7 protein-coding genes are annotated in these 13012 nt (G+C 73.6%); 3 read left to right on the top strand and 4 right to left on the bottom strand.

Annotated features, from left to right (window positions below; translation table 11 throughout):
* Positions 1 to 130: 130 nt before the first annotated feature.
* A complete protein-coding gene (locus tag K304_RS26755) occupies positions 131 to 1651 on the bottom strand; it encodes an MFS transporter (protein ID WP_051307656.1) in 1521 nt (506 codons plus the stop codon).
* Between the two features lie 308 nt (positions 1652 to 1959).
* Here K304_RS26755 and K304_RS31545 point away from each other — a divergent pair, with 308 nt between their 5' ends.
* Positions 1960 to 2817 carry a cupin-like domain-containing protein gene (locus tag K304_RS31545; RefSeq protein WP_051307654.1) on the top strand — a complete coding sequence of 286 codons (858 nt, stop codon included), beginning with the start codon at positions 1960 to 1962 and terminating at the stop codon, positions 2815 to 2817.
* Here K304_RS31545 and K304_RS0101610 read toward each other — a convergent pair.
* Together K304_RS0101610 and K304_RS31540 are read right to left on the bottom strand one after the other, a co-directional pair.
* Positions 2795 to 3784 (bottom strand): AMP-binding protein, encoded by a 990-nt coding sequence (locus K304_RS0101610; protein ID WP_027762314.1) that lies wholly within the window; start codon positions 3782 to 3784, stop codon positions 2795 to 2797. The genes K304_RS31545 and K304_RS0101610 overlap by 23 nt on opposite strands.
* Positions 3785 to 3794: 10 nt before the next feature.
* Positions 3795 to 10025, bottom strand: coding sequence for a non-ribosomal peptide synthetase (locus tag K304_RS31540; RefSeq protein ID WP_051307653.1), 6231 nt, complete (start codon positions 10023 to 10025; stop codon positions 3795 to 3797).
* Positions 10026 to 10316: 291 nt separating this feature from the next.
* On the opposite strand from K304_RS31540, the gene K304_RS0101600 reads away from it, so the two are divergent.
* Both K304_RS0101600 and K304_RS31535 read left to right on the top strand, forming a co-directional pair.
* On the top strand, positions 10317 to 11327 hold the full coding sequence (locus K304_RS0101600; RefSeq protein ID WP_027762313.1) for an NAD-dependent epimerase/dehydratase family protein: 1011 nt from the start codon (positions 10317 to 10319) through the stop codon (positions 11325 to 11327).
* Between the two features lie 68 nt (positions 11328 to 11395).
* Positions 11396 to 12019 carry a class I SAM-dependent methyltransferase gene (locus K304_RS31535; protein WP_158687285.1) on the top strand — a complete coding sequence of 208 codons (624 nt, stop codon included), beginning with the start codon at positions 11396 to 11398 and terminating at the stop codon, positions 12017 to 12019.
* 20 nt (positions 12020 to 12039) lie between these two features.
* Here the strand turns inward: K304_RS31535 and K304_RS0101590 are convergent, their stop codons facing one another.
* Positions 12040 to 12843 (bottom strand): tryptophan 2,3-dioxygenase family protein, encoded by an 804-nt coding sequence (locus K304_RS0101590; RefSeq protein ID WP_199779545.1) that lies wholly within the window; start codon positions 12841 to 12843, stop codon positions 12040 to 12042.
* Between the last annotated feature and the right edge of the window lie 169 nt (positions 12844 to 13012).

Below are 13012 nucleotides of genomic sequence, written 5' to 3'. Positions count from 1 at the left end.
CGGGGTGTTGCGGTGCGTCACACGAGGACGAGGCGTACGGATTCCGCCCGGACCGACCCGTCGACGCGGGCCGGGCGGGGACGCCGCCCGGCCCGGACCGCGTCGGGGCCGGGGCGGCGCCCGGCGGGGCTCACCGGGCGGCGAGCCGCTCGCGACGGGGGCGCGTCCCTCGCCGTTCCGCGACGAAGGTCACGGTGAGGGCCGCGCCGGTCAGGTAGGCGACCCCGCTCACGGCGAACCCTCGGTGGACGCCCGCGGTGAAGGAGTCGTCGACGGCCTCGCCGCGGGCGCCGTCGGCCGAGGGACCGGTGCCGAGGCTGCCTTCCACCGCGTCGTGGACGAGTTGCCGGGTGGTCGCGGCGGACAGGCCGAGTTCTCCGGCGCGTTCGGTGAGCGCGCCGGAGAAGGCGGCTGCGACGACGGCGCCGATCACGGCCACGCCGAGGACGTTGCCGACCTGCTGGCTCACCATCGAGGTGGCGGAGGCGATGCCGGCCTTCTCGGGCGGCACGCTGCCCATGAGCGCCGCGTTGGTGGGCGTCATGGTCAGGCCGACGCCCGCCCCCAGCGGCACGAGCGCGAACGCCCAGAGGGCGTACGGCGTGTCGGCGCCGATCGCGGTGAGCGCCAGCAGGGCGGTCCCGGTGGCCGTCTGCCCGACGGTCATGGGGAGGGCCGGGCCGTAGCGCGCCGCGAGCCTTCCGGCCACCGGTGCGGCCGCCGCGGCCGGGAGCAGCAGTGGCAGCATGCGCAGCCCGGCCTGGAACGGCGGGTACTCCTGTACCTGCTGGAGGAAGAGCGACAGGAAAAGGAACGAACTGAGCAGTCCGAACGCCCCCGCGAAGAGCACGGCGTTGCATGCGGCGAAGCGACGGTTGCGGAACAGTCCGAGCGGCAGCATCGGCTGGGCGGCCCGGTGTTCGGCGGTGAGGAATCCCAGCAGCAGCAGCGCTGCGGCGCCGAGCAGCACCGCGATGTGCAGGGAGGACCAGCCCGCCTGCTCGGCCTCGATCAGGGCGTACGTCAGGCACCCCAGCCAGCCGATGGCGAGAAGCTGGCCGGGCAGGTCGAACCTGCGCCGCACCAAGGGGGTTTCGGCCAGCGACCGCCAGGAGGCCACGAGTGCGGCTGCTCCGACGGGGCCGTTGACCAGGAACACGCTGGGCCAGCCGAACCGGTCCACCAGTACGCCGCCGAGGACCGGCCCGAGGGGAAGGGCGACGGCCGAGACCCCTGCCCACAGCCCGATGGCGCGGGCCCGTTCGCCGGGTTCGGGGTAGAGCCGGGTGAGGATGGCGAGGGTGGCGGGCACGAACAGGGCCGCACCGATCCCCTGACCCACCCGGCCGGCGACGAGCGCGGCGAGGGTGGGCGCCGCCCCGCTCACCAGGGAACCGGCGGTGAAGACGGCCAGCCCCGTCAGGAAGACCCGCTTGCGGCCGAACCGGTCACCGAGCGAACCGCCGGTCAGCAGCAGGCAGGCGAAGGCGAGGACGTAGGAGCCGACGACCCACTGGAGTTCGGAGACGCCCGCGTCGAAGTCCCGGCGGATGCTGGGCAGAGCGAGGTTGACCACGGTGAGGTCGAGCATCGACATGAACTGGGCGGCGCACAGTGCTGCGAACGCCCAGGTCCGTCCCCTGCCGTCCATGAGTCCGGCCTGCCTCTCGATGCGGGTGTGGCGGGGCCGTCACCGCGCCGCGGCGACCTTAGGCGGGTGTGGGCGTGTGGTGCAGTCGCCGGGCGGGCGGCCGTTGGCGGTGCCCGGTCGGGCACCGCGCGGGCGGCACCCGCGGTGCCCGACGAGCCGGGAGAAAGGACCGGCTCCCGGGCCAGGGTGCCGCGCCGCGCCCGCTCCTACGCTGTCGCGGGCGGGCTCGCGGAAACGGCCGGCGGACACCCACTCGGCATCCCGCCGGGTCCGCCCCGGCCTGCCCGGAAACCGGACGGAGGCGCGCCATGACCTACTCCCAGTCCCCCTCTCACGTCGTCGAGTCGCTGGATGCGGAGGCATTCCTGTCCGACCACCTCGGGCCGGGACGGCCGGTCGTGGTGCGCGGTGCGCTCGCCGGGTGGCGGAAGCCGCCACCCTGGCCGCTGGAGGAACTGGCCCGGCGGTTCGGGGAGCACGAAGTGACGCTGTTCGACACGCTCTTCGCGCTGGAGGAGGTGGCCACCTTCGCCGAGTACGTGGAGGAGCACACCGGCGCGGCGGTGGAGGGGGTGCCGCCCTATCTGCGCTGGTTCACCCGGCAGAGCGAGGAACAGATGATGGAGGCGGACGCGGCGTTCACCGAGCTGGCCGACGAGTGGACGATGCCGTCCTGGCTGCCGCGCACGGACTACGTGTTCCCGCCCACGGCCGGGCCGGTGGACGCCTCGCGCGACCCCTTCCCCGCCCGCGGCCTGTTCGTGTGCGGCCGCGGGGGGCGTACGCGGTTGCACGTCGACCCGTGGGCCAGCGACGCCTGTCTGTGCCAGGTCACCGGCCGGAAACGGTTCGTCATGTACGCCCCGGACCAGGGCGCGCTGCTGTCCGACGGGGACGGCGTGGTCGATCCGGACGCGCCGGACGAGGAACGCTTCCCCCGGTGGAAGGACGCGGTACCCACGCTCGACGAGGTGCTCGCGCCGGGCGACGCCATCTTCATCCCGGCCGGCTGGTACCACACGGCCGTCGCACTGGACGACAGCGTGTCGCTGACCTGGAACTTCGCGCACCGCACGCACGAGGACCGGTTCGCGGCCCATCTGCGGGCCGGCGGCGACCGGGATCCGGTGGTCGCCTACTTCCTCAGGCCGACCGGTACGTCGTGACCGGCGGGCGGTGTGCGTGCGGCGCGGCGGCCTCCCGCTGCACGCACACCGCGTCGGGCGCGGATGACCCGTCGAGCAGGGCACGCACCGTGGGCGGGTCGAGCCGGCCGGTGCCGACGACGAACCGCCGTACCGAGGCGAACGGCCTGGTGGGTGCCGAGGCGAGGGGTCGCCAGGCGGCGAGGACGGCGGCTGGTGCCTCCACCGTCACCGGCCGGTGCTCCCGCAGCAGAGCGTCCACCAGCGGACGTTCGGTGCGGGTCACGGCGAGCAGCGGCCCACCCTGCTGGAGTGCGGCCAGGACGGTGGCGCAGGCATGCGGCCGGCCGAAGTCGAGGTGAACGAAAGCGGTTCCCTCCGGTGAAGGTCCCGCGAGTGCGCGGGCGCGTGCCCGCAGGTCCGCGGCGGGCAGCAGCCTTGGGCGGCCGCTGCTCGGGTCGTGGAGGATCACACCGCGGTGCTGCCCGGTCCCCGTGGCGGGCCTGCCGGGGCAGTCGTCGGGGAGGGGTGGTGCCCAGACGGCCGTCGAATCGTCGATCGGGCCGAGGGTGTGCACTGTGGCGCACAGGGCGCGCACCCCGTCCTCCTCGTCGTGGAGGCGGTTGACGCCCTCCACGTCCAGGAGCAGGTGCGGGCGGCCGAGCAGGGTGAGGCAGTGCAGGACCCCCCGGCGCGGCAGCCGCGCGGGGAGCAGCGCCGGCACGGCGCCCGCGCGGAGCGTGCCGTAGAGCTGGGCCTGAAGGTCGACGTGGTTCCGTCGCAGTACGGCGACCACGTCGCCGGGGCGGACGCCGGCCGCGGCGAGCCGCCCGGCGTGACGGTTCACCGCCGCGGCGAAGCCCGCCACGGTGTCGACCAGTCCGGCACCGGTGGTCCAGCGGACGTCGCTGCCGAGAAGCAGGTCGCCGTGGGCCCGCGCGGCCAGTTCGGGGACGCGGTCCAGCGGGGCTTCGCCGAGGGCGTGCATCGGGCCGCCCTCAGCCGCGGCGGCGGGCGGGCCGACGGTGCCGGGCGCGGGCTCGGGCCCGTTCCCACGCGTCGTCGACGAGGTCGGGGCCGGTTGCCGCGCCGGTCAGGTGCGCGGCAAGGCTGCGGATCGTCGGGTGCTCGAACATCGTCATCAGAGGGAACTCGTGGCCGAGTTCCCTCTGAAGGGTGCGGTGGATACGGACGACGACGATGGAGTCCGCGCCCATGTCGAAGAAGCGGTCCCGGACGGTGACCCGGGTGCCTTCCTTCAGTGCGGCGCGGAAGACGGTGAGGATCCTCGCCTCGGTGTCGTTCTCGGCGCCGCCGTCCGCAGGGCCGTCCTCGGTGTGCTGCGCGGCGGCCTCCTCGGCGATCCGGCGCAGCGCGGCCCGGTCGAGCTTCCCGCGGGCGGTGAGCGGGAGTTCGGGGATCTCGACGAACATGGTGGGGACCATGTAGCCGGGCAGGGCGGCGGTGAGATGCCGGGGCAGAGCGTCGGCGAGCGGTTCGGGGCCGGGAGCCGGCGTCGGCTCTGCGTCCTCGTCGGTGAGGGCGCCGCCGAGCATGCCGTGCAGGATTTCGGCGGAGTCGTCCAGGGCGAGGGCGTCGCGCAGTTCCGCGGTCTCCCGGACGAAGCCGACCTGGCAGAGGCCGATGCCGCAAGCGGTGGCGTGGTCGTCCAGGAGCTGGGTCATCAGCCCGGCCTCGAGGAGGGTGAAGTCGCGTGCTCGTTTGCCGTACAGCGGCTCGACCGCACCGCGATGGGCGACGAGGAGGACGGTGAAGGCGGCGCGGTGGTGCGTCTGCCGGTTCTCCGGGGCGTGGACGGCGTCGTCGAGTGCGGCACCGGGCCGGATCTCCACCAGTCGGTGCCCGTCGGGGTCGTGGTAGTAGGTGCCGCCGGGCAGTCCCTCCACGCGCCCCTCGGTGACGTGCAGGTACGTCTGGACCGGGTAGAGGGCGCCTGCTGAGGCGTAACGGTGGCGCGGCAGGGCGCCGCCGGCGTCGTGGTCGGCGCACAGCGGTTCCAGCAGGCGGCCGAGGGTGGACTGGGGCAGTGCGCGGGTGTCGTAGCTGCGGCGGCTGCGGCGGACCGGTGGCGCGTCTTCCGGGGCGGTCCGGTCGGGGGCGGGCAGGGTGTGCGCGATGCCGTCGAGGTCGGTGCGCAGGCCGGGTCGGCGGGCCTTGAACGCGAGGCGTTCCAGCGGGTCACTGAGGACCTCGCCCAGGGCCAGGTCGTGCAGGTCGTCGTCCGCGCCGTCGGGCTCCACGGGGGAGGCGCCACCCTCCGTGCCACCGTGTGCGGGGACGACGACGGCCGCGAGACGGAGGCTCTCGGGGGTGTCGCCGACGGGGGTGACGGCTGCGGCGCGCACGGCGTCGTGGCGCAGCAGTGCGGCCTCGATCTCGCCGGGCTCGATGCGGTGGCCGCGGATCTTCACCTGGTGGTCCTCGCGGCCGAGTATCTCGATCTCGCCGTTGGGGAGGCGCCTTCCGAGGTCGCCGGAGCGGTAGAGACGCCGTCCGGTGCGGGGGTGGACGACGAAGGATGCGGCAGTGCGCTCCGGGTCGCGCCAGTAGCCGTCGGCGAGCCCGCTGCCGCCGATGTACATCTCCCCGGCCACCCACAGGGGGCACGGCTGCATGCGGTCGTCGAGGACGTCGATGGTGTGGTTGCGCATCGGCAGGCCGTACGGGATCACCTCCCGGTCGTCCTCGGTGACATCGTGGGCCACGCACCAGATGGCGGTCTCCGTGGGACCGCCGGAGGCCACCACGCGGGCTAGGGGTGCGGCGGCTCGCACGCGCCCGGGCAGGTCCAGCGGAATCCAGTCGCCGGAGAACCAGACCAGACGCAGCGCCGCCAGGCCCGCGTGGGCGGGTCGCCCGCCGCCGTCGGGGTTGCCGAGGTGTTCCAGCAGCATCCGCATCAAGGCGGGCACGGAGTTCCAGACGGTGACCCGGTGCTCGGCCATCAACTCCAGCCAGCGGCCCGGGTCCTTGACCGCCCCGGGCTCGGGCAGGACGAGCGCGCCGCCGGCGCGCAGCACGGCGAACAGGTCGCCGGCGGAGAGGTCGAAGCTGAGGGCGGAGAGCGCGAGGGCCCGGTCCTCGTGGGTCAGCGCGCAGCGGTCTGCGAAGTCGGCGACGGTGTTGAGCACGGCACGGTGCGACAGGGCGACGCCCTTGGGTTCGCCGGTGGAGCCGGAGGTGTAGAGGACGTAGGCGAGGTCGTCGGGACGCTGCACCGGGGGCAGCGGCGCGTCGTCGCCGGTCGTGTCGTCCAGGTCTACGGGGATCTTGGTCGTCCCCTCCGCGGCCGGGTGGGCCGTCCCTGCGGGCGGGGTGAGGATCAGGCGAGCGCCGGAGTGGGTGAGCAGCCTGCCGCGGCGCTCCGCCGGCAGGTCGGGGTCGAGCGGCAGGTAGGCGGCGCCGGACAGGTGCACGGCGACGACGGCGACGATCTGCTCGACGCTCTTGGCGAGTTCGACGGCGACCAGCGCGCCGGGGGCGGCGCCGGCCTCGCGCAGCCTGCGGCCGAGCCGGCAGGCGTGCCGGTACAGCTCCCCGTAGCCGAGGCGGTGGCCGCCTGCGAGGACGGCGGGGCGCTCGGGATGCTCGGCGGCGTGCCGGGCGACGGCGGTGCACAGCAGTTCTTCGGGCAGGTCCCCTGCGGTGTCGTTGGCCCGGCCGGCGATCTCGCGGTGCGCGTCGGGCAGGACGTCGGCGGTGTCGGCGTCCCAGGCGGTCTCGTCGTCGGCGAGGGCATGGACCAGGCGGTCGTAGGCGGCGAACATGTCGTCCATGACGCCGGGCGGGAACATCGCCTCCACGGCGTCCCACTTGTAGGTGAGCGCGCCGCGGTCCTCGTACACCTGGTGGTCGAGGAGTACCTGGGGCGTCTGCGACACGGCGTGCACGGTCTCGCCGAGCCAGTCGGCGCCGAGGTCGCCCTGGCTGAAGTCCTGGTCGCGGCCCTGTTCGCGGGCGCTGGCGAAGACGATGCCGGCATAGGCGCCGGCGGACACGCCGCGTTCGCGGGCGATCTCCCGCATCACCTCGACGCCGCTGAAGAACCGGTGGTCCAGGTCGCGCCAGAGCTGGTGCTGGATGCGATCGGCGAGGGCGAGGAAACCGCCACCGGGCCGCAGGTCGACCTCCAGCAGTGTGACGGAGGTGAAGTCTCCGATGATCAGGTCGATGTCCGGGTGCAGCGGGTGCCGGTTGAACAGCGGCACGTCGATCGTGAAGTGGCTGCTGCGGCTCCAGGCGCCGAGCACGGTGGCGTAGGCGGCGAGCTGGACGGCGGACGGCGTGATGCCGCGGGCACTCGCCCGTTCCTTGACGCGGGCCCAGCGCTCGGCGTCGAGCCGGGAGATGCGGCGCCGGCGTTCCGGGCGGGCTCCCGGGGGCAGGGCGGCGCGGGCGACGGGCAGCTGCGGGTTGGGGGGAAGGGTGGGGACGCGGCCCTGCCAGTATTCCTTCGCCCGGGCGTAGGCCTCGGTGTCGCGCAGGCCGCGCGCGGCGATCACGTAGTCGCGGAACGACACGGTCAGCGGCGGCAGGTCTGCCTCCGGGTCGGCGTACAGGTCGCCGAGTTCCAGGAAGAACAAGCGGACGCTGGCGACGTCGGCGACGAGGAGGTCCAGGCTGACGTGGACGCGCGCACGGCGGTCGCCGTCGCCGGTCCACGTGACGCGGACATCGAACATCGGCCACTGGTCCAGCGGCAGGATCTGGTGGCCCAGTTCGTCGCGGACCCGCTCCAGATGCGCGTCGAGGCCCTCCACGTCGGATCCGCGCAGGTCGTACTCGGTGACGGGCACCTCTCCCACCTCGGGGAGGATGCGCTGGTGCCCCTCGGCGGAGACGACGGCGCGAAGCATCTCCTGGCGGTTCACCAGAGCGTTGAGGGCGGTTCGCAGCCGGCGCACGTCCAGGTCGGGGCAGTCGTACTCGGTGTAGAGGTGGATGGACGACCCGCCCAGGTCGTAGGCGCTGCTGCGGCCGACGAGGTAGCCGTGCTGGATCTCGGTCAGCGGGAAGGGTTCGTGCCGATGGGTCGGGTCGGAGACCAGTTCGGGCCAGGCGATGCCCTCCGCGCCGTCGCCGCGCAGGCTGGTCAGGATGCGCGTGACCACGTCCGAGACGCTGCCGCGGACGAAGTCGGCCATGGGAAGGGTGAGGTCGAAATCACGGCCGAGGCCGTAGCGCAGTTCCACGATACGCAGCGACTCCAGCCCCAGCGCGATCAGCGGAGTGCCTTCGGGCACGTCGTCCGGGGCGACGGCAAGCGCGGCGCCGATGCGGCGGCGCACCTCCGCGGTGACGACCTGGGCGCGCAGTTCGGGAGCGAGGGCGAGCGCCATGTCGCGCAGCGGTGCGGCGGCACGTGCTTCGGCCGCCTCGGTGCGTTCGGTCTCCCCGGCCTGTTCGGGTACGTGTCGGGTGCCGTCGTCCGTCGGCGCGGCTCGGCCGCGCGGGGCGTCGGTGTGCAGGGCGTCGATCTCCCCGTCGAGGAAGGACTGTCGGCAGGTGGTGCGGCGGATCTTGCCGCTGCCCGTGGTGGGGACGAGGTCGGGCCGGACGAACAGCACGGTGTGCGGTTCGACCTCCTGTTCGGCGGTGACTCGGGTGCGGACGAGGCGGCCCAGCTCGGCCAGGTCGGGCCCGCTGTCGGTCTGTTCAACTCCCTGCACCACGACGAGGCGTTCGCCCTCTTCTGCGTCCACGGAGAACGCCGCGCCGGGGGCGGCGGCGAGCGCGGGGTGGGCGCGGCGAGCGGCGGCCTCCACGTCCTGCGGGTGGATGTTGCGGCCGCGGATGATGACGAGTTCTTTCAGCCGTCCGCACACGACGATGTCCTCGTCGTGGCGGAAGGCGAGGTCGCCGGTGCGCAGGTAGGGCCCGCCACCGTCGGCGAGGCGTCCTTCGAAGGTCTCCTCGGTCTGCTCCGGGCGCTGCCAGTAGCCCTGGTTGACGACGTCGCCGCGGACCCATATCTCGCCGACCTCGCCGGGGCCGCATTCGGCGCGGGTCGCGGGGTCGACGACGAGCATCCGGAGACGGTCGTGCGCCGGACCGCAGCTCACGAGTTCCAGGGTGCGGCCGGCCCCTCGGGGGGCCTGCTGGGCCTTGCCCTGTTCCAGGGCGGCGGCGTCCACGGTGAGCGTCAGGGGGTCGGCACCGCGGCGGCCGCAGATGCCGAGGGTCACCTCGGTGAGGCCGTAGCCGGGGAACCAGGCCTCGGGCCGGAAGCCGTGCGGCGCGAAGGTCTCGGTGAACGCGTCGACGGTGCGTCGCTGGACGCGTTCGGCGGCGTTGAAGGCCGAGTGCCAGCGGCCGAGGTCGAGTTGCTCGCGCTGGTCCCGGGTGACGCGCTCGACGCAGCGGTCGTAGGCGAAGTTCGGTCCGCAGCTGAAGACGGGGGCGGTGGCGTCGGAGATCGCCTTGAGCCACCGAAAGGGTTCGGCGACGAAGTCCTCGGGCGCGAGCAGGGTGCAGCGGCCGCCGACGAACTGCGACATGGTCACCGTGCCCGCGATGCCCAGCGCGTGATACACGGGCATCCAGGTGACGACCTCGGCGCCCTCGGGGAGTTCGGCCAGGTCGCGGAAGACGCGGAGCTGTTCCAGCAGGTTGGCGTAGGACACCATGACGCCCTTGGGGTTCCCGGTCGACCCGGAGGTGTACTGCATCAGCGCCAGATCGTCGTCGCGCGTGGCGGGCGGCGTCCACAGCGCCGAGTCGGCCTGCGGCCCGTCCACGGCCAGCCAGGGGACGTCCGGTGCGCCGCCCGCCTGCCAGGCGGCGCGCAGTTCGTCCGTGCGTGAACCGTGACAGAGCACGGCCGCCACGTCGGCGTCGAGTCCGACCTGCACGAACCGTTCGCCCTGCACCGTGTCCGGCGCGCCCTTGGGCGGGGCGCAGGCGACGACGCAGGAGCCCGCGTAGTAGCAACCGAACTGGCCGGCGACGAAGTCCTCGCCGGGTGGAAGCAGCAGGAGGACGCGCTGCCCGCCGGCCCCGTGCTGCTGGAGTGCGGCCGCCGTGGCGCGTGCCCGGGTGTCGAGCAGCTCCCGGGTCAGGTCCACGGGCGGCAGCTCGTGCCCGTCCCCCTCGTCGAAGGCGGTGAAGCGGAACGCCGCCGCGTCCGGATCCGCCTCGGCCCGCTCCCGGAGAATGCCGAGCAGGCTGCTGGTGCGGAGCCCCGTGTCGTTCGGGAGGCCGACAGTCATGACGCTGATCCCCAATCTCGACGGTCTCGGACGGTCGCGACGTCAGGCGGCCGTACGCGTCCGAGAGAAGGATGGGCGGGCACCGGCCGCCGTCCCAGACCCGAGTGAGGTGACCGAACGGGCACCCGGGAAGGTCGCCCGACTGCCGCGCAGTTCGAGGCTGCCTGCCGCTCGCCGGCCGGCCGAAGGTGGGTGGGTGCCCGTCTCGCCCCCGTCGGGTACGGCCGCCCGTCCCGGCGGCGGGACGCGGCGTCCCCAGCGGGGCCGCAGAGCGGGACCGGAGGGTGAACGATGCGCGTACTGGTCGCGGGAGGAGCCGGATTCGCCGGCTGGCACTACGCCCGCGGGCTGCTCTCGTGGCCGGGTGTGGAGGCCGGGCCGAGCGGCGGATCCGGGGCGGGTGACCGTGGCGTGCGGGTGACCGTGCTGGACACCGCGGTCTCCCACTCGGGCGAGGAGCGCGCCGCGTCGCTGGCGCGCGACCCGGCCTGCTCGTTCGTCCGCGGCGACGCGCGCGACGCGCGCCTGCTGGCCTCCGTCGTGCCGGGCCACGATCTGGTCGTGGACTTCACCGCCGGTACGCCGGACGGGCACGGGCGCCCCGGGACCCCGGGGCCGGCGTCCGTCGACGCCCACCTGAGCGCGGTCCGCGCCCTGCTCGACGCCGCCGTGAGGGCCCGGGTGCCACGCTTCGTGCGGGTGTCGCATTCCGGGGTGTACGGGGAGGCCGGCACAGATCCGTGGCCGGAGGACGCCCCGCTGCGGCCGGGGACGCCGCACGCCGCCGCCACGGCGGCCGGCGACCTGCTGGCTCTCGACCGCCACCGCACGCACGGCCTGCCCGTACTGGTCGCGCGGGGCCCGGATGCCTACGGCGGCGGGCAGTCGCCCGACGCCTACGTGCCCCGTGTCCTGGGCCACCTGCTCAGCGGCTCACGGGTGCCCGCTGAGGAGGGGCAGGACGATGACGCCCGCGAGTGGCTGCACGTCATCGACCTCTGCGCCGGTGTCCGCATCGCGGCGGAACACGGCCGAGCGGGCCGGGTCCATCACGTCGGCGGCGGCACGGTGTTGACCGGCCGGCAGCTCACCGCCCGTCTTCTGCACGCCTGCGGCGCCGGCTGGGACATGGTCGGCCACCGCGCCTCCACCGGGACGGGGACGCGGCACCCTGCGTTGGACGGCGGACGGCTGCGAGCCCTGGGGCACCGTCCCCGCGTGCCGCTCGACGAGGGCCTGCAGGGCACCGCCCGCTGGTACGCCGACCACCCGCGCTGGCGGAGGACGGCCCGGGCCGCCTGAGCCGGCCACCGACCCATGGAGCCGGCCGGACCGGCGGATCAATCCGAACCCCAGACAAGGAGAACGTCGTGAGCGTCAAGCGATGGATGTATCAGGTGCTGTACCGGATCGGCGCGCCGTGGGAGGGCGGGGTGCGCGAGAATCTCGTGCAGCTGCTCGAGGTGGAGAAACGCCTCTCACCCGACGACCAGAAGACCGTGCTGGACATGGGCTGCGGCAGCGGCACCTGCTCGGTCTACCTGGCCGAGCACGGGTTCGAGGTGACGGGCGTGGACTTCACACCGATCGCGCTGCGCAAGGCGCGGCAGGCCGCGACAGCGGCCGGCGTGACGGACCGGTGCCGTTTCGTGCGCGGCGACCTGAGGTCGTCCCGCATCCCCGGCGTCGAGGGCACCTACGACCTGATCGTCGACTTCGGCACGCTCGACGACCTCACCGGGCAGGACCGCCTGGACATGGCGGCGAACATCCGGCGCCATTCGCACCCGGGGACGCTGGTGGTGCTGTGGTGTTTCTACAGCAAGGGCGATCAGGACCTGCCCGTGTTCCGCTATTCCGGGGTCTCCAGGGCACTGAGCGGTCTGCGCCCGGGCGAGGAACAGGAACTGTTCGGCGCGGACTTCTCGATCGAGCGGCTCGCCGAACCACCGGTGGACTCCAAGATGGCGTGCTTCCTGATGACACGCAGGTGACTCTCTCGCCTGCCGGGGGCTCACAGCCAAGTGCGCAGTTCCCACAGCTCGGGGAAGAACCGCTTCTCCAGAGTCGAGCGCAGGTACTGCGCACCGCTGGACCCTCCGGTCCCGGCCTTCGCGCCGATGACGCGTTCCACCATCAGTACGTGCCGGGCTCGCCACGTGCTGAAGAGTTCGTCGTGGTCCAGCAGCGCCTCGGCCACGGCGAGCACGTCGGAGGCCGGTGTCTCGGCCCGCAACAGCTCCGTGAGGTCGGGCTCCCCGCGCTTCTTGCACAGCGTCAGGAATGCCTCGTACAGCGCCGGTTCGGCCATGCGGCGACGGAGCCGAGTGCGCTCGGCGGCGTCGAGGTCGCCTCGCTCCACGTACCGGCTGTCCTTGAGCCCGGAAAGGAACTCGATCTCCCTGAACTGCACCGACTGGATACCGCTCGCCTCGTACAGCGACGGCCGAAGCAACGCGAAGCTGCCCGGGCTGATCGTCCGGAGCACGTCGACCTGCCCGGCGAGCACCCGTTCGATGACGCCGACTCGCCGCAGCGAGTACAGCGCACGCGGAGCATCGTCGGCGAACAGCGCGTCCCGGGCGCGCTCCAGCTCGTCCAGCACGACTTTGAACCACAGTTCGTAGACCATGTGCGCGACGTAGAAGAGTTCCTCGTCGTGCAGGTCGGTGTACTTCGGCGGAAGCCCGAGGAGGTCGTCCAGGCGCAGCAGGTCACCGTAGGACGGGCTGCTCCCGTCCTGAGCCGGGGTCCGGCCCGCCATCGGGCACCTGCTGGGCGAGTCCACGGTCTCCGGTCCGGCGGTCGAGCCGTTCATCGACGCTCCTTCGCTGGTGTCTCCGAGTTCGGCGAACGGCTCTCAGCATCGGAGCGCTACCGGTCCGGGGACAACCGCCTCCCGCCCGGTCGGGTGACCTGCCCGGATGACCACCCCGACCCGCTCCGGTACGCGGGCACCGGGGCGCCCCGCACGGCGAGGCCTTTCC

The sequence above is a fragment of the Streptomyces sp. CNS606 genome, assembly GCF_000426325.1.
This window is presented reverse-complemented; position numbering and strand designations above follow the sequence as displayed.